Genomic DNA, 17,544 nt, shown 5'->3' with positions numbered 1-17,544 from the left:
TGACTGCCTCCTTTAAACAATAGGGTGATGTACTGTGATTAACTTAGTACCATCGGGGAACGTAGCCTCGATTTCGATATCTGTAATCATGTGTTCGACACCATCCATGACATCTTCTTTGTTTAGAATTTGTCTACCATAACTCATTAACTCTGCAACGGTCTTACCATCGCGTGCACCTTCTAATAATTCATCGCTGATTAAAGCTAATGCCTCAGGATGATTTAGTTTCAAACCACGTGCTTTACGACGACGTGCAACTTCCGCTGCCACTACAATCATTAATTTGTCTTGCTCTCGTTGTGTAAAATGCAAATTAAAACCCCCAATTTCATATTAGATGCAATTTACAAAATTTATATTAATCCTAATTGTTGTGATAAATAAGTAATATACAAAGTTTAATGCGTAACAGTAAAAAATTAATTTACTATTTCGTATTTAAAAATATATGATTACAATTACAACAAATAGCAAAAGATATTTAGGATTTAGAAAATAGAGTTTTTAATATAACTTTTTGTAAAATGGTAGTATATTAATGAGTAAACATTCAAGAAAAAGGGTGGGCATTTTGAAAATGATAGATGTACTTTTGAAAAATATTTCTCAGGTTGTGTTAATTAGTAATAAATGGACAGGATTATTTATCTTAATAGGATTATTTGTTGCTGATTGGACAATTGGATTAGCGGCTATTGTAGGTAGCATCATCGCCTATACTTTTGCGCGTTTTATAAATTATAGTGAAGCAGAGATTAATGATGGGTTAGCCGGATTTAATCCAGTGTTAACTGCCATTGCGTTAACAATCTTTTTAGATAAGTCAGGATTAGATATTGTTATAACAATGATAGCAACTTTATTAACGTTACCAGTCGCTGCTGCAGTGAGAGAAGTTTTAAGACCATATAAAGTTCCGATGCTGACGATGCCTTTTGTCATTGTGACTTGGTTTACAATTTTACTATCAGGACAGGTTAAATTTGTAGATACATCTTTAAAGTTAATGCCTCAAAACATTGAAACGGTTAATTTTAGCAACAATGATAGAATACATTTCATTCAGTCATTATTTGAAGGATTCAGTCAAGTATTTATCGAAGCGAGTGTAATTGGTGGCGTATGTATTTTAATCGGCATATTGATAGCATCAAGAAAAGCAGCACTCTTAGCTGTTATAGCTAGTTTGTTAAGCTTTATCATTGTAGCTCTATTAGGTGGTAATTATGATGATATTAATCAGGGGTTATTCGGTTATAACTTTGTATTAATGGCAATCGCACTAGGATTTACATTTAAAACAGAGATTAATCCTTATATTTCGACTTTTTTAGGTGTGTTATTAACAGTAGTGGTGCAACTAGGTACAACAACATTGCTTGAACCGTTTGGCTTACCTGCATTAACATTGCCATTTATTATTGTGACTTGGATTTTATTATTTGCTGGTATTAAACATGACAAAGTAGATGCTTGAAAGTTAAATCAAACCTAGTATTGTTTGAATATCACCTTAAACCATACAGCGAGTTGTATAGTTTAAGGTGTATTTTTATGGAGAAAATTAATTGGATACTTAATCGAATTATCAACTTTCTTTTAATTGTTCACAGCACGTTCCTTTTTATTTTTAAAGTCGAGTGTTAAACTAGGAATAAATAATTTATATTGTGTGTTGTGTGGGGTGACTAATATGAATGATATGGATAATTCCTTTTTAATAACAACGGAAATTCAAAGAAAATGGATTGAAAAATTCAAAGTAATTGGAGATACATTTAAGGCTAAAGCTGAATATAATGATCAACATAGCCAATTTCCATATAAAAATATTGAATGGTTAATTAAAGAAGGTTATGGAAAATTAACGTTACCAAAAGAATATGGTGGTGAAGGTGCGACCATAGAAGACATGGTTATTTTGCAATCATTTTTAGGCGAACTTGATGGTGCCACAGCATTATCTATTGGTTGGCATGTGAGTGTCGTAGGACAAATTTATGAACAGAAATTATGGTCTCAAGATATGTTGGAGCAATTTGCTGTTGAAATTAATAATGGTGCATTAGTTAATAGAGCAGTTAGTGAAGCTGAAATGGGTAGTCCAACAAGAGGGGGAAGACCAAGTACACATGCTGTTAAAGCTGATGACGGGTATATTTTAAATGGTGTGAAGACATATACATCAATGAGTAAAGCACTAACACATATTATTGTTGCTGCTTATATAGAAGAATTAGAAAGTGTTGGTTTTTTCTTAGTGGACAGGAATTTGCCTGGTGTTGAAATTGCCGATAATTGGGACGTATTAGGTATGCGAGCGACAGAAAGTCATGATTTAATATTAAATGATGTAAAAGTACCATTAAAACATTTAGTGGAAACAGAGAAAAGTAAAGCGCCAAATGGTTGGATATTGCATATACCAAGCTGTTATTTAGGTATAGCACAAGCTGCTAGAAATTATGCTGTAGACTTTGCAATCCAACATAGCCCTAATAGTATTGAAGGAACGATTGCAACATTGCCAACTGTGCAACAAAATTTAGGGAAAATGGAAACGCTGTTGTTATGTGCGAGACAATTTTTATGGAGTACAGCAAAAGGCTATCAACAATATACAGACGAAAGTCAGATTAGAAATGCGACGAGTGCGAGTAAAGTAATGGTAATGAACCAAGGCCTTGAAGTGATTGATTTAGCGATGCGCATTGTTGGTGCTAAAAGCTTAGAAATGAATCGACCATTACAACGTTACTATCGTGACATGCGTGCAGGATTACACAATCCACCTATGGAAGATGCAGCATATACAAATATTGCTAAGAGTATTACAGATACATTTTAAATTTAAAAAGGTAAATCAATCGTTGAATGGCATAAAGAGATGAAATTTGACGTTCGGATTTACCTTTTTTGTGGGAATTTATAGGTATATTAAGATATTTTGCTAAATTTTTTGCGAAAATAAAAAAATAAATAACACTAGCTATTGTAAATGTATATGCAATCTTGTATAATTTTGGAATGATTGATAATCATTTTCAATAGGAGGAAATTATGAAAAAACTATTATTACCATTAATAATTATGTTATTAGTGTTAGCTGCGTGTGGGAACCAAGGAGAAAAAAATAACAAAGCTGAAACTAAATCTTATAAAATGGACGATGGCAAAACGGTAGATATTCCGAAAGACCCTAAACGCATTGCAGTAGTTGCGCCAACATATGCTGGTGGACTTAAAAAATTAGGTGCAAACATTGTAGCTGTAAATCAACAAGTCGATCAAAGCAAAGTATTAAAAGATAAATTTAAAGGTGTTACAAAAATTGGTGATGGCGATGTAGAAAAAGTTGCTAAAGAAAAGCCAGATTTAATTATTGTATACTCTACTGACAAAGACATTAAAAAATATCAAAAAGTAGCACCAACAGTAGTTGTTGACTATAATAAGCATAAATATTTAGAACAACAAGAAATGTTAGGGAAAATTGTTGGTAAAGAAGATAAAGTAAAAGCTTGGAAGAAAGATTGGGAAGAAACAACTGCTAAAGACGGTAAAGAAATTAAAAAAGCAATTGGACAAGATGCAACAGTGTCATTGTTTGATGAATTTGATAAAAAATTATACACTTACGGCGATAACTGGGGTCGTGGTGGAGAAGTATTATATCAAGCATTTGGTTTAAAAATGCAACCAGAACAACAAAAGTTAACTGCAAAAGCAGGTTGGGCTGAAGTGAAACAAGAAGAAATTGAAAAATATGCTGGTGATTACATTGTGAGTACAAGTGAAGGTAAACCTACACCAGGATATGAATCAACAAACATGTGGAAGAATTTGAAAGCTACTAAAGAAGGACATATTGTTAAAGTTGATGCTGGTACATACTGGTACAACGATCCTTATACATTAGATTTCATGCGTAAAGATTTAAAAGAAAAATTAATTAAAGCTGCAAAATAATTCAACTATATAAGTTAGTGAAATGAGAGTCTGAAACATATCAATCTTTTGATATTGTATTAGGCTCTTGTTTTTATAGCTAGAAAGTTAGATATTTGTATTTTTTAAAATAATAAGTGCCGTTGTTATCATTCAATTTAATTAATGATAGATTAGTATTATTACAGCTAAAGTAGTATACCTGAGAAATAGCTCAATGTATCTCTTCATTAATAAGTTATATCATAATTATTTTAGTGCATACTTTATGGAAGGCATATCAGGGAATGATTATCAATTAAAGAAGAGGTTTAAAAGGATTACAACAGAATGTTATGATTTTGTAGAAAGATATATAACAACGTTTTATAAAAACATAATATTGTTAATGGAAAATGAAATGTAAGGGGGATTTCGAGTGACTAAGAAAGTTTATTTTAACCATGATGGTGGTGTAGATGATTTAGTATCTCTATTTTTATTATTACAAATGGAAAACGTTCAATTGATAGGGGTCAGTACAATTGGTGCTGATTGTTATTTAGAGCCATCTTTGAGCGCATCAGTAAAAATTATTAACCGTTTTTCAAATGAAGATATTCAAGTTTCCCCATCATATGAACGAGAGAAAAATCCATTTCCTAAAGAATGGCGTATGCATGCCTTTTTTATGGACGCATTGCCAATTTTAAATGAGCCAGTCAAACACGTTGCTTCAAATGTGAGCGACAAAGAAGCCTTTGAAGACATTATTCAAACTTTAAAGAGACAATCAGAAAAAGTAACATTATTATTTACAGGCCCGCTTACAGATTTAGCAAAAGCACTACAAAAAGATTCATCTATCGTTCAGTATATAGAAAAATTAGTTTGGATGGGTGGTACCTTTTTACCAAAAGGAAATGTTGAAGAACCTGAGCATGATGGTTCTGCAGAATGGAATGCATATTGGGATCCAGAAGCGGTTAAAATTGTTTTTGATAGCGATATAGAGATTGATATGGTTGCTTTAGAAAGTACGAATCAAGTGCCGCTAACGTTAGATGTTAGACAAAGATGGGCGAATGAACGCCAATATACGGGCATTGATTTTTTAGGAGTAAGTTATGCAGCGGTACCACCATTAACACACTTTATAACAAATTCTACTTACTTTTTATGGGATGTTTTAACGACTGCTTATATTGGTAACAAGGACTTAGTTCATTCAATTGAGAAAAAAGTGGATGTAATAAGTTATGGACCAAGTCAAGGTAAGACATTTGAGTGTAAAGATGGGCGCAAAATTAATGTCATAAATCATGTAGATAACAACGCATTTTTTGATTATATAACTGCACTTGCTAAAAAAGTAAATTAACAGCTGTGTAGAATAATTAAGGTTTTAATTTATATAGAACAGCTTATTGTAAACTTTTCGTTTCTTAAAGTTTACAATGGTGCTATAATAATGGTCATGAAATACGAAAGGAAGTAAAAAATGACAACAAAACAGTTAGTATATACAGCTTTAATGACAGCGATTATCGCTATTTTAGGATTGGTACCAGTAATTCCACTACCATTTTCTTCAGTACCAATTGTACTTCAAAACATTGGTATTTTCTTAGCAGGTGTGATTTTAGGACGTAAATATGGCACATTAAGTGTTATCGTCTTTTTATTATTAGTAGTTGCTGGCTTGCCACTTTTATCAGGCGGTCGCGGTGGCATTGGTGTATTCGCAGGTCCTTCAGCAGGATTTTTACTATTATATCCAGTTGTAGCATTCATGATTGGTGCGATTCGTGATAGATTCATCAATGAAATTAATTTCTGGATTTTATTCGTGGGTATTTTAGTTTTTGGTGTTATAGCATTAGATGTTATTGGTACATTGATTATGGGCATGATTATTAACATACCATTTACGAAAGCTATTTCAATTTCATTAGCTTATTTGCCTGGTGATATATTAAAAGCAATTGTAGCAAGTTTGATTGGTACAGCTTTACTTAATCACTCGCAGTTTCGTCAAATTATGGGATTAAAAAAATCATATTTAAGATAGTAAAGTAATTGAATAAGTTGCTTTGAAATTTATAAAAGTGAAAGGAGTAGGTGTCAATGGCTAGTATAAGTATGTCAGATATATATTGTAACGGCACTATATTTGAAAATGACGATGAGCAGTTGATTTATTTAACACCTTCTTTTCCACAACGATATACAAGCAACACATGGATATATAAAAAGATGCCTACCGAAGAGCGATGGCTGAAAGACTTAGAACGTCAACATCAATTACATACAAATCAAGGTTCAAATCATTATGCGTTTAGTTTCCCAGAAAATGAACAACTTGATAATCATTGGATGGCTATGTTTAAAGATATGAATTTTGAACTAGGTATTATGGAATTGTATGCCATAGAAAGTGATGCCCTTGCCAATTTGCCGCGTAACGCTGACGTTGAAATTGCCATCGTTGACGAGTCGCATATAGATGCCTATTTAAAAGTTGCATATCAATTTAGTTTGCCATTTGGAAAAGACTATGCAGATGCACATGAAAAAATGGTAAGGGAACATTATCAAAAAGATGTGATTAAACGCTTAGTAGCTTATTTAAACAATGAACCTATTGGCGTTGTAGATGTCATTGAAAGTGAAAATTACATTGAATTAGATGGATTTGGTGTATTAGAACAATTTCGACACCAAGGAATCGGTTCTACCATGCAGTCATTAGTAGGTGAATATGCTATATCTAGAGATCATAAACCGGTTATATTGGTGGCAGATGGTGAAGATACAGCAAAAGATATGTATGCAAAGCAAGGTTATGTCTATCAATCGTTTTGTTATCAAATATTAAAAGAAGATATTGGAAATTAACGATTGATGGTAGGTTTGTATTAGAATAAATGAAAAATATAAAAAGCAGTAAGCTGGTTTCGAGTAGAAATCGACTTACTGCTTTTTAAGTTGTGATAAGTATATTAAACAATGTTGTTTTAAGGTTGTTGATTCATGTAGAATATCGTTCATTATGACACACTATAATAAATATGTTATTGTTCAGAATCAATGATACGTTCTGGATGACTGTATATATTAAAGCCACCATTTCGAATAAATCCAACTGACGTAATGTTTAGGTCATTAGCTAAAGTTACAGCAAGCGTTGTTGGAGCCGATTTAGATAAAATGACGCCAACACCAATTTTCGCGGCTTTAATTAAAATTTCTGATGAAATACGTCCACTGAAAATTAATACTTTATCTCGGACAGTAATATGTCGCTGAATACAAAATCCATATAATTTATCTAGAGCGTTATGTCTACCAATGTCTTGTCGATGTACAAAAAATGTCAAACCATCGCTTATAGCAGCATTATGCAGGCCACCTGTTTCTTGGTAAATATGACTTGCACTTTGTAATCGAGTCATCATGTTAATAATTTGTATTGGAGTTAAAGTGATTTTAGACATAGATGTTTTAGCGATAGCAGCATCATTTTGAAAATAAAACTCACGACTCTTTCCACAACAAGATGCAATCATTCGTTTTGTGGAATATTGAAAGCGATCGCCTAAATCTTTATTAAGTTCAACATGGGCAAATCCTTTACTGTCATCAATTAGTACAGATTTTAATTCATCTCGCTTTAAAATGGCACCTTCCGAAGCCAGAAATCCAATGACTAACTCCTCAAGGTTTGTTGGACTGCATATAACAGTCGCAAATTCTTCACCATTCACCATAATTGTAAGTGGAAATTCTGTCACATATTGATCTGTCGTATTGAATAATTTTCCATCTTCATATCTAACAATTGGTTGACCTAAAGATACATCTTTGTTCATTATCTAACCCCTTTAATTAGCTTGAACTTTATTTTAAAGTAATTTGCTTAAAATTTTAACATATTTGCTTAAGTTTGAAATTTGATTGATAAAAATTAATAGCGAGCAATTATTTAGAATTTGATTGGATTTAGAAAAAGGCACACTAGCAGCTCAATTAATAAAAAATAATTTTTAGAAAGTGTGACAATTATTTGAATCATTATTTAAAGAGAAAACGCTTCTTTTCAAAAATATTGTTAAGTGTATAATGAAAATGTAAATATTTAATAATTGGGGGTATTTCGTAATGAAAATGAAACGTTTTATAGCTATTGTAATGGCATTATTTTTAGTATTAGCTGGTTGTTCTAATTCTAATGATAATCAAGACAACAAAAAAGATGCAACAGACAATGGAAAAAAACAAGAAATTCAAGTTGCAGCGGCAGCAAGTTTAACAGATGTAACCAAGAAATTAGCTTCAGAATTTAAAAAAGAGCATAAAAATGCTGATATTAAATTTAACTATGGTGGATCAGGGGCATTAAGAAAACAAATTGAATCAGGCGCACCTGTTGACGTATTTATGTCTGCAAATACTAAAGATGTAGATGCATTAAAAGACAAGAATAAAGCACATAATACATATAAATATGCGAAAAATAGTCTAGTACTAATTGGTGATAAAGATTCAAATTACACTTCAGTAAAAGACTTAAAAGGCAATGATAAATTAGCATTAGGTGAAGTGAAAACTGTACCAGCAGGAAAATATGCGAAACAGTATTTAGATAACAATAACTTATTTAAAGAAGTTGAAAGTAAAATCGTTTATGCTAAAGATGTAAAACAAGTATTAAATTATGTTGAAAAGGGTAATGCGAAACAAGGTTTTGTATATAAAACTGACTTATATAAACAAAACAAAAAAATTGATACTGTAAAAGTAATTAAAGAAGTAGAACTTAAGAAACCAATCACATACGAAGCTGGTGCTACATCGGATAGTAAATTAGCAAAAGAGTGGATGGAATTCTTAAAATCAGATAAAGCTAAAGAAATATTAAAAGAATACCACTTTGCAGCATAAGGAGTTGTAATCCATGCCTGACTTAACACCTTTTTGGATATCCATACGAGTTGCTGTAATCAGTACGATTATTGTAACGGTTTTAGGTATTTTTATATCTAAATGGTTGTATCGTCGTAAGGGTTCGTGGGTTAAAGTATTGGAAAGTTTATTGATATTACCTATTGTTTTGCCGCCAACGGTATTAGGTTTTATTCTATTAATCATCTTCTCGCCAAGAGGACCAATCGGTCAATTCTTTGCGAATGTACTACATTTACCTGTAGTGTTCACTTTGACAGGTGCTGTGATAGCATCTGTCATTGTTAGTTTTCCACTAATGTATCAACATACTGTGCAAGGCTTCAGAGGTATAGACACGAAAATGATTAATACAGCTAGAACAATGGGAGCAAGTGAAACGAAAATTTTCCTCAAATTAATTTTACCATTAGCTAAACGCTCTATTTTAGCAGGTATAATGATGAGTTTTGCTCGTGCATTAGGTGAGTTTGGTGCTACATTAATGGTTGCAGGATATATTCCAAATAAAACGAATACACTACCTTTAGAAATATACTTTTTAGTGGAACAAGGTAGAGAAAATGAAGCGTGGTTATGGGTATTAGTGCTAGTCGCATTCTCTATTGTGGTTATATCTACAATTAATTTATTGAATAAAGATAAATATAAGGAGGTCGACTAGATGCTTAAAATCAATGTGAAATATCAATTAAAGAACACTTTAATTCGCATCAATATAGATGATACTGAACCAAAAATTTATGCAGTTCGTGGTCCGTCTGGCATTGGTAAAACTACTGTTTTAAATATGATTGCCGGATTACGTAAAGCAGATGAAGCTATTATCGAAGTGAATGGGCAATTGCTTACTGATACGGCAAAAAACGTGAATGTTAAAATTCAACAACGACGTATTGGATATCTGTTTCAAGACTACCAATTGTTTCCTAATATGACGGTCTATAAAAATATTACTTTTATGGCTGAACCATCTGAACACATCGATCAATTAATCCAAACTTTAAACATTGATCATTTGATGAAACAATATCCTATGACATTGTCAGGTGGAGAGGCACAACGTGTAGCACTTGCACGTGCACTTAGCACGAAACCAGATTTAATTTTATTAGATGAACCTTTTTCTAGTTTGGATGATACTACAAAAGATGAGAGTATTACATTAGTTAAACGTATTTTCAACGAATGGCAAATACCAATCATATTTGTGACACATTCAAACTATGAAGCAGAACAAATGGCTCATGAAATTATTACAATTGGGTAATCATTTATTTGCCATTAAAGAGTTTAGAACGTATTTAAAATTGTAGAAGTGAATGCTTCTATCAGCATTTTAATGATGTTTTAAACTCTTTTTTAGGGGCAGTTTTTTGAGAGACATTGACGCGCGTCATATAATGAAAGTAATGATAAAAAGAAAGGATAACTTAATGTGAGTCAAGAACGTTATTCAAGGCAAATTTTATTTAAACAAATAGGTGAAATAGGTCAAAGCAAAATAAATCAAAAATGTGCGTTGATTATTGGTATGGGCGCATTAGGTACACATGTGGCCGAAGGACTTGTTAGAGCAGGCATTGCTAAACTAATCATTGTTGATAGAGATTATATTGAATTTAGTAATTTACAAAGACAAACATTGTTTACTGAAGAAGATGCTTTGAAAATGATGCCTAAAGTGGTTGCAGCTAAAAAGCATTTGCTAGCGTTACGTAGTGATGTTGATATTGATGATTATATTGCCCATGTGGATTATTATTTTTTGGAAACACATGGACAGGACGTTGACGTTATTATTGATGCAACCGATAACTTTGAAACACGACAACTGATTAATGATTTTGCATATAAACATCGTATACCTTGGATTTATGGTGGTGTTGTACAGAGTACATATACAGAAGCTGCATTTATACCTGGTAAAACACCTTGCTTTAACTGTTTGGTACCACAATTGCCAGCATTAAATTTAACATGTGATACAGTAGGGGTCATTCAACCTGCCGTGACGATGGCAACAAGTTTACAATTAAGAGATGCGATGAAAGTATTAACGGAACAACCAATTGACACAAAAATAACTTATGGCGATATTTGGGAAGGTAGTCATTATTCATTTGGTTTCAGTAAAATGCAACGTTCAGACTGTACAACTTGTGGAGATGTACCAAGTTATCCGTATTTAAACAAGAATGAACAACGTTATGCAACATTGTGTGGTAGAGACACTGTACAGTATGAAAATGCATCAATTACACACGACATTCTTGTTCAATTTTTAAAACAACATCAACTAAATTATCGCAGTAATTCGTATATGGTTATGTTTGAATTTAAAGGACACCGCATTGTTGCTTTTAAAGGTGGAAGGTTTTTAATACATGGCATGACACGCACATCAGATGCCACACATCTAATGAATTTATTGTTTGGATAAAAAAAGATAAGACAAAAGGAGTGTAATATTATGGGCGAACATCAAAACGTTAAATTGAATCGTACAGTTAAAGCAGCCGTACTAACGGTATCAGATACTAGAGACATTGATACAGATAAAGGTGGTCAATGCGTGCGCCAACTATTACAAGCAGATGACGTTGAAGTGAGTGACGCACATTATACAATTGTGAAAGATGAAAAAGTAGCCATCACGACGCAGGTAAAGAAGTGGTTAGAAGAAGATATTGATGTCATCATTACGACTGGTGGAACAGGTATTGCACAACGTGATGTGACGATTGAAGCAGTAAAACCACTTTTAACTAAAGAGATAGAAGGCTTTGGGGAATTGTTTAGATATTTGAGTTATGTTGAAGATGTTGGCACGCGTGCATTATTGTCTCGTGCTGTAGCAGGTACAGTTAATAATAAATTGATATTTTCGATTCCAGGATCAACAGGCGCAGTTAAATTAGCATTAGAAAAGCTCATTAAACCAGAATTAAATCATCTGATTCATGAGCTTACAAAATAATTTATTGATTTGATTGGCGTTGAAAATCTCCAGATTTACCGCCAGACTTGCTTTCAAGGTAGGTTTCGCCAATAATCATACCTTTATCAACTGCTTTCGTCATGTCGTAAATGGTTAAAGCCGTTGCTGATGCAGCGGTTAAAGCTTCCATTTCAACACCGGTTTTGCCAGTTGTAGAGACAGTTGTTTGAATGTTTAAAGTATAAAGGGGTGCATTTGTTTCATCCCAGCTGAAGTGAACATCTATGCCAGTCAATGGCAATGGATGGCACATCGGAATAATTGTTGATGTATTTTTAGCAGCCATAATACCAGCGATTTGAGCAGTGTTCAATACATTGCCTTTGGTATTGGTGTTATTAGAAATCTGCTTAAAAATAGTTTCATTCACAGTAATGCTTGAATGAGCGACAGCAGTTCTTTTTGTAATTTGTTTGTCTGATACATCGACCATTTTGGCGTGGCCTTGTTGATTAATATGAGTAAACTCAGTCATTTTACCCCTCCTAGTGCATCTAGTATATCATGAAAAAATAAAAGTTTTGGAGATGATTTTTAATGGTAGTAGAAAAAAGAAACCCAATCCCAGTTAAAGAAGCAATTCAACGTATCGTTAATCAGCAGAGTTCAATGCCGGCAATTACGGTAGCACTTGAAAAAAGTCTAAATCATATCTTAGCAGAAGATATTGTAGCTACTTATGATATACCAAGGTTTGATAAATCACCTTATGATGGTTTTGCAATTCGCAGTGTTGATTCACAAGGGGCAAGTGGTCAGAATCGCATTGAGTTTAAAGTGATTGATCATATTGGTGCAGGTTCAGTTTCTGATAAATTAGTTGGGGATCACGAAGCGGTGCGTATTATGACTGGAGCACAAATACCTAATGGCGCAGATGCTGTTGTTATGTTTGAACAAACGATTGAACTAGAAGATACATTTACAATTCGTAAACCATTTTCAAAAAATGAAAATATATCTTTAAAAGGTGAAGAAACAACGACAGGCGATGTTGTTCTAAAAAAAGGACAAGTAATTAATCCAGGGGCTATTGCGGTCCTTGCAACATATGGCTATGCAGAGGTTAAAGTTATTAAGCAACCGAGCGTCGCTGTTATTGCAACAGGAAGCGAATTATTAGATGTTAATGATGTATTAGAAGATGGAAAAATTCGTAACTCTAATGGTCCAATGATTCGTGCCTTAGCAGAAAAATTAGGTCTTGAAGTTGGTATTTACAAAACACAACAAGATGATTTAGATAGTGGTATACAAGTCGTTAAAGAAGCTATGGAAAAACATGATATAGTTATTACAACGGGCGGAGTTTCTGTCGGAGACTTTGACTATTTACCTGAGATTTATAAGGCTGTAAAGGCGGAAGTGTTATTTAATAAAGTAGCAATGCGTCCTGGTAGCGTAACAACGGTTGCATTTGCAGATGGAAAATATTTGTTTGGATTATCTGGAAATCCATCAGCTTGTTTTACAGGATTTGAACTATTTGTGAAACCAGCTGTTAAACATATGTGTGGCGCACTAGAAGTCTTCCCGCAAATAATTAAAGCAACATTAATGGAAGATTTTACCAAGGCAAACCCATTCACACGATTTATACGTGCTAAAGCAACATTAACAAGTGCTGGAGCTACTGTAGTACCTTCAGGATTCAATAAATCAGGTGCGGTTGTAGCGATTGCACATGCTAACTGTATGGTCATGTTACCAGGAGGGTCACGTGGTTTTAAAGCGGGGCATACAGTAGATATTATATTGACTGAATCTGACGCTGCTGAAGAGGAACTTCTTTTATGATTTTACAAATTGTAGGTTACAAAAAGTCTGGTAAGACAACATTGATGAGGCATATTGTCTCTTTCTTAAAGTCACATGGTTATACAGTTGCTACTATTAAACATCATGGGCATGGTAAGAAAGATATTCAATTACAGGATTCAGACGTCGATCACATGAAGCATTTTGAAGCGGGGGCAGATCAAAGTATTGTACAAGGTTTTCAATATCAGCAAACTGTAACACGTGTAGATAATCAAAATCTTACTCAAATTATTGAAAAATCTGTTACAATTGACACCAATATCGTATTAGTTGAAGGCTTTAAAAATGCTGATTTTGAAAAAGTCATAGTCTATCGAAATGAAGAAGAGTTGCAAGTATTACAACAATTGTCGAATGTTTGTTATAGCATTAATGTTAGGGAGCATGAAGATTTTACAGCATTTGAGCAATGGTTATTAAATAAAATTAAAAATGATTGTGATACACAATTAACATAGAGGATTGAAATGAATGAAACAATTTGAAATCGTGACAGAACCGATACAAACAGAACAATATCGTGAATTCACTATAAATGAATATCAAGGTGCAGTAGTTGTTTTTACCGGTCATGTTCGCGAATGGACTAAAGGCGTCAAAACGGAATATTTAGAATATGAAGCGTATATTCCAATGGCTGAAAAGAAATTGGCACAAATTGGAGATGAAATAAATGAAAAATGGCCTGGAACGATAACGAGTATTGTTCATAGAATAGGGCCATTACAAATTTCAGATATCGCTGTATTAATTGCAATTTCTTCACCGCATCGTAAAGATGCCTATCGAGCAAATGAATATGCAATTGAGCGTATAAAAGAAATTGTTCCGATTTGGAAAAAAGAAATTTGGGAAGATGGTTCAAAATGGCAAGGGCATCAAAAAGGGAATTATGAAGAAGCGAAGAGGGAGGAATAAGAGAGATGAAGGTACTTTACTTCGCAGAAATTAAAGATATATTACAAAAAGCACAGGAAGATATTGTGCTTGAACAAGCATTGACTGTACAACAATTTGAAGATTTATTGTTTGAACGTTATCCGCAAATCAATAATAAAAAGTTTCAAGTTGCTGTAAATGAGGAATTTGTACAAAAATCAGATTTCATTCAACCTAATGATACTGTTGCATTAATTCCACCGGTTAGTGGAGGTTAAGCGAGCATGAAAGCAATAATTCTTGCAGGTGGTCATTCAGTACGATTTGGTAAGCCCAAAGCTTTTGCGGAAGTGAACGGTGAGACCTTTTATAGTAGAGTAATTAAGACATTAGAATCAACAAATATGTTCAATGAAATTATTATTAGTACAAATGCGCAATTGGCAACGCAATTTCAATATCCAAATGTTGTTATAGATGATGAGAATCATAATGATAAAGGTCCATTAGCAGGAATTTATACAATCATGAAGCAACATCCTGAAGAAGAATTGTTTTTTGTCGTTTCTGTTGATACACCAATGATTACTGGTAAAGCTGTAAGCACGTTGTATCAGTTTTTAGTTTCTCATCTTATTGAAAATCATTTAGATGTCGCAGCTTTTAAAGAAGATGGACGTTTTATTCCAACAATTGCATTTTATAGTCCGAATGCATTAGGCGCTATAACTAAAGCACTACATTCTGATAATTACAGTTTTAAAAATGTATATCATGAATTATCAACGGATTATTTGGATGTCAGGGATGTAGATGCGCCCTCATATTGGTACAAAAATATAAATTATCAGCATGATTTGGACGCTTTAATTCAAAAATTGTAAGCCGTTAGGAGGTCCACAAATGGTAGAACAAATAAAAGATAAACTAGGACGTCCCATCCGTGACTTACGGTTATCTGTGACAGATCGGTGTAACTTTAGGTGTGATTATTGCATGCCTAAAGAGGTATTTGGAGATGATTTCGTATTTTTACCTAAAAATGAACTGTTAACGTTTGATGAAATGGCTAGAATCGCTAAGGTATATGCAGAATTAGGTGTAAAAAAAATACGCATTACAGGTGGAGAACCATTGATGCGACGCGATTTAGATGTACTTATAGCTAAATTAAATCAAATCGATGGTATTGAAGATATTGGTTTGACTACAAATGGTTTGTTATTAAAAAAGCATGGACAAAAGTTATATGATGCTGGGCTACGCAGAATTAATGTCAGTTTGGATGCTATTGATGATACGCTATTTCAATCAATCAATAATCGTAATATTAAAGCGACTACGATTTTAGAACAAATTGATTACGCGACGTCTATTGGTTTGAATGTAAAAGTAAATGTTGTTATACAAAAAGGTATTAACGATGATCAAATTATACCAATGCTTGAATATTTTAAAGATAAACATATAGAGATTCGATTTATAGAATTTATGGATGTTGGTAATGATAATGGATGGGATTTCAGCAAAGTTGTAACTAAAGATGAAATGCTTACTATGATAGAGCAGCACTTTGAAATCGATCGTGTAGAACCAAAATATTTTGGGGAAGTAGCAAAATATTATCGCCATAAGGATAATGGTGTTCAATTTGGTTTGATTACAAGTGTTTCACAATCATTTTGTTCTACATGTACACGGGCAAGGCTGTCATCAGATGGGAAGTTTTACGGATGTTTATTTGCAACTGTCGATGGATTTAACGTTAAAGCGTTTATTCGTTCTGGCGTGACCGACGAAGAGTTAAAAGAACAATTTAAAGCTCTATGGCAAATAAGAGATGATCGATATTCAGATGAGAGAACTGCTCAAACAGTTGACAATCGCCAACGTAAAAAGATAAACATGAATTATATTGGTGGTTAATGTGTAGGAACCACTATATATTATATCATTAGAGATTCTTTAATATTTCTGTCTTACTCCCTAAAATACAATATTATTTATTAAAGTAAAAACGGTCATATCTATGCCAGATTTAATAGAAATGATCGTTTTTAATGTTTTTACAAATTGGCGGGGCCCCAACACAGAAGCAGACGAAAAGTCAGCTTACAATAATGTGCAAGTTGGGGAACGGGGCCCCAACATAGAGAATTTCAAAAAGAAATTCTACAGACAATGCAGGTTGGGGAACAACGAAATAAATTTTATGAAAATATCATTTCTATCCCACTCTTAAGAATCACTACATAATAAATCTTTAGTGGTTCTTTAACATTGATGTCACACCCCATGTCATTGAGTTGTAATATATCTTTTTTAGGTATAAATGTTGTCGAATAAACAACAAGTTGTCCAAAAGATATAAATCTAAACAAGATATAGCCAGCAATTTAATATTTGTAATAGATAAAATGCTAAGTTTGATATATAATAAATTTAAGTAATTGTATAATAATATGAATTACAAACATCTAAGAAGAAACATAGGAGGCATCATATTATGAGTAATAAAGTTCAACGTTTTATAGAAGCAGAAAGGGAGTTAAGTCAGTTAAAGCACTGGTTAAAAACAACACATAAGATTTCAATTGAAGAATTTGTAGTACTTTTTAAAGTGTATGAAGCTGAAAAGATTAGCGGTAAAGAATTGAGGGATACATTACATTTTGAAATGCTATGGGATACAAGTAAAATCGATTTGATTATCCGTAAAATCTATAAAAAAGAGCTTATTTCTAAATTGCGTTCTGAAACGGATGAAAGACAAGTATTCTATTTCTATAGTACTTCTCAAAAGAAATTGTTAGATAAAATTACTAAAGAAATAGAAGTGTTAAGCGTTACAAACTAAAAACTTAAAAAGCATGCCAATCAGTACATCATAATTGCGTCTTGGGGACAGACAAATGATGAATAGAGATTGGCATGCTTTTTATTTTTGA

At 33.0% G+C, this 17,544-nt stretch carries 22 protein-coding genes; 18 read left to right on the top strand and 4 right to left on the bottom strand.

The window, feature by feature from the left end:
- Window positions 1-12 precede the first annotated feature (12 nt).
- On the bottom strand, window positions 13-315 hold the full coding sequence (locus IDG65_RS02580) for an urease subunit gamma (RefSeq protein ID WP_000545928.1): 303 nt from the start codon (window positions 313-315) through the stop codon (window positions 13-15).
- A 259-nt stretch (window positions 316-574) separates the two neighbouring features.
- Here IDG65_RS02580 and yut point away from each other — a divergent pair, with 259 nt between their 5' ends.
- The 6 genes from yut (at window position 575) to IDG65_RS02550 (ending at window position 6,828) form a co-directional block, all read left to right on the top strand.
- Entirely contained in the window at window positions 575-1,480 is a 906-nt protein-coding gene (yut, locus tag IDG65_RS02575; protein ID WP_025174573.1) for an urea transporter, read from the top strand.
- A 216-nt stretch (window positions 1,481-1,696) separates the two neighbouring features.
- Window positions 1,697-2,851: an acyl-CoA dehydrogenase family protein gene (locus IDG65_RS02570; RefSeq protein ID WP_000999192.1), complete on the top strand. Its 1,155-nt coding sequence runs from the start codon at window positions 1,697-1,699 to the stop codon at window positions 2,849-2,851.
- 212 nt (window positions 2,852-3,063) lie between these two features.
- A complete protein-coding gene (locus IDG65_RS02565; protein WP_000735038.1) occupies window positions 3,064-3,972 on the top strand; it encodes an ABC transporter substrate-binding protein in 909 nt (302 codons plus the stop codon).
- A gap of 397 nt (window positions 3,973-4,369) precedes the next feature.
- Window positions 4,370-5,311, top strand: a complete 942-nt coding sequence (locus IDG65_RS02560; protein ID WP_000163422.1) for a nucleoside hydrolase — start codon at window positions 4,370-4,372, stop codon at window positions 5,309-5,311.
- 120 nt (window positions 5,312-5,431) lie between these two features.
- Window positions 5,432-6,001 (top strand): biotin transporter BioY, encoded by a 570-nt coding sequence (locus tag IDG65_RS02555; protein ID WP_000208738.1) that lies wholly within the window; start codon window positions 5,432-5,434, stop codon window positions 5,999-6,001.
- A gap of 56 nt (window positions 6,002-6,057) precedes the next feature.
- A complete protein-coding gene (locus IDG65_RS02550) occupies window positions 6,058-6,828 on the top strand; it encodes a GNAT family N-acetyltransferase (protein WP_000146737.1) in 771 nt (256 codons plus the stop codon).
- A 176-nt stretch (window positions 6,829-7,004) separates the two neighbouring features.
- Here IDG65_RS02550 and fdhD read toward each other — a convergent pair whose 3' ends face one another.
- On the bottom strand, window positions 7,005-7,802 hold the full coding sequence (fdhD, locus tag IDG65_RS02545) for a formate dehydrogenase accessory sulfurtransferase FdhD (RefSeq protein ID WP_001030824.1): 798 nt from the start codon (window positions 7,800-7,802) through the stop codon (window positions 7,005-7,007).
- 289 nt (window positions 7,803-8,091) lie between these two features.
- Between fdhD and modA the strand changes: the two genes are divergently transcribed.
- The 5 genes from modA to IDG65_RS02520 all read left to right on the top strand — a co-directional run bounded on the left by modA (window position 8,092) and on the right by IDG65_RS02520 (window position 11,875).
- Entirely contained in the window at window positions 8,092-8,874 is a 783-nt protein-coding gene (gene modA / locus IDG65_RS02540; RefSeq protein ID WP_000782742.1) for a molybdate ABC transporter substrate-binding protein, read from the top strand.
- A 13-nt stretch (window positions 8,875-8,887) separates the two neighbouring features.
- On the top strand, window positions 8,888-9,559 hold the full coding sequence (gene modB, locus IDG65_RS02535) for a molybdate ABC transporter permease subunit (protein WP_001113093.1): 672 nt from the start codon (window positions 8,888-8,890) through the stop codon (window positions 9,557-9,559).
- Window positions 9,560-10,165, top strand: a complete 606-nt coding sequence (locus IDG65_RS02530; RefSeq protein ID WP_000913019.1) for an ATP-binding cassette domain-containing protein — start codon at window positions 9,560-9,562, stop codon at window positions 10,163-10,165. It begins immediately after the preceding gene.
- A 168-nt stretch (window positions 10,166-10,333) separates the two neighbouring features.
- Window positions 10,334-11,338, top strand: a complete 1,005-nt coding sequence (locus tag IDG65_RS02525) for a ThiF family adenylyltransferase (RefSeq protein ID WP_000076927.1) — start codon at window positions 10,334-10,336, stop codon at window positions 11,336-11,338.
- Window positions 11,339-11,368: 30 nt separating this feature from the next.
- Complete coding sequence (locus IDG65_RS02520) at window positions 11,369-11,875, top strand: MogA/MoaB family molybdenum cofactor biosynthesis protein (protein ID WP_000503823.1); 507 nt, start codon at window positions 11,369-11,371, stop codon at window positions 11,873-11,875.
- Between the two features lies 1 nt (window position 11,876).
- On the opposite strand, the gene moaC is transcribed toward IDG65_RS02520, so the two are convergent.
- Window positions 11,877-12,371 carry a cyclic pyranopterin monophosphate synthase MoaC gene (gene moaC / locus IDG65_RS02515; protein ID WP_000134527.1) on the bottom strand — a complete coding sequence of 165 codons (495 nt, stop codon included), beginning with the start codon at window positions 12,369-12,371 and terminating at the stop codon, window positions 11,877-11,879.
- Between the two features lie 62 nt (window positions 12,372-12,433).
- On the opposite strand from moaC, the gene IDG65_RS02510 reads away from it, so the two are divergent.
- The 6 genes from IDG65_RS02510 to moaA are packed head-to-tail and all read left to right on the top strand — an operon-like array spanning window position 12,434 to window position 16,522.
- Window positions 12,434-13,693 (top strand): molybdopterin molybdotransferase MoeA, encoded by a 1,260-nt coding sequence (locus IDG65_RS02510; protein WP_000259726.1) that lies wholly within the window; start codon window positions 12,434-12,436, stop codon window positions 13,691-13,693.
- A complete protein-coding gene (mobB, locus tag IDG65_RS02505) occupies window positions 13,690-14,175 on the top strand; it encodes a molybdopterin-guanine dinucleotide biosynthesis protein B (protein WP_000602946.1) in 486 nt (161 codons plus the stop codon). Before IDG65_RS02510 ends, mobB begins: the two co-directional genes overlap by 4 nt.
- A 13-nt stretch (window positions 14,176-14,188) precedes the next feature.
- The gene (locus IDG65_RS02500; RefSeq protein ID WP_000808499.1) at window positions 14,189-14,635 is read left to right on the top strand and encodes a molybdenum cofactor biosynthesis protein MoaE; all 447 of its coding nucleotides are present in this window, start codon (window positions 14,189-14,191) and stop codon (window positions 14,633-14,635) included.
- 5 nt (window positions 14,636-14,640) lie between these two features.
- Window positions 14,641-14,874: a molybdopterin converting factor subunit 1 gene (gene moaD, locus IDG65_RS02495; protein WP_000866971.1), complete on the top strand. Its 234-nt coding sequence runs from the start codon at window positions 14,641-14,643 to the stop codon at window positions 14,872-14,874.
- Window positions 14,875-14,880: 6 nt separating this feature from the next.
- The gene (gene mobA, locus IDG65_RS02490) at window positions 14,881-15,480 is read left to right on the top strand and encodes a molybdenum cofactor guanylyltransferase MobA (RefSeq protein WP_000643993.1); all 600 of its coding nucleotides are present in this window, start codon (window positions 14,881-14,883) and stop codon (window positions 15,478-15,480) included.
- A 19-nt stretch (window positions 15,481-15,499) separates the two neighbouring features.
- Entirely contained in the window at window positions 15,500-16,522 is a 1,023-nt protein-coding gene (gene moaA / locus IDG65_RS02485) for a GTP 3',8-cyclase MoaA (protein ID WP_001670172.1), read from the top strand.
- A gap of 284 nt (window positions 16,523-16,806) precedes the next feature.
- On the opposite strand, the gene IDG65_RS02480 is transcribed toward moaA, so the two are convergent.
- Window positions 16,807-16,977, bottom strand: coding sequence for a hypothetical protein (locus IDG65_RS02480; RefSeq protein ID WP_031901223.1), 171 nt, complete (start codon window positions 16,975-16,977; stop codon window positions 16,807-16,809).
- 125 nt (window positions 16,978-17,102) lie between these two features.
- Between IDG65_RS02480 and sarV the strand changes: the two genes are divergently transcribed.
- Window positions 17,103-17,453 (top strand): HTH-type transcriptional regulator SarV, encoded by a 351-nt coding sequence (gene sarV, locus IDG65_RS02475; RefSeq protein ID WP_000066896.1) that lies wholly within the window; start codon window positions 17,103-17,105, stop codon window positions 17,451-17,453.
- Window positions 17,454-17,544 lie beyond the last annotated feature (91 nt).

Origin of the sequence: Staphylococcus sp. EG-SA-17 (genome assembly GCF_017151845.1) — a bacterium.
Taxonomy (GTDB): Bacteria; Bacillota; Bacilli; order Staphylococcales; family Staphylococcaceae; genus Staphylococcus; species Staphylococcus aureus.
Note: the sequence above shows the minus strand (reverse complement) of the source record. Positions and strands in the feature narration are given on the sequence as shown.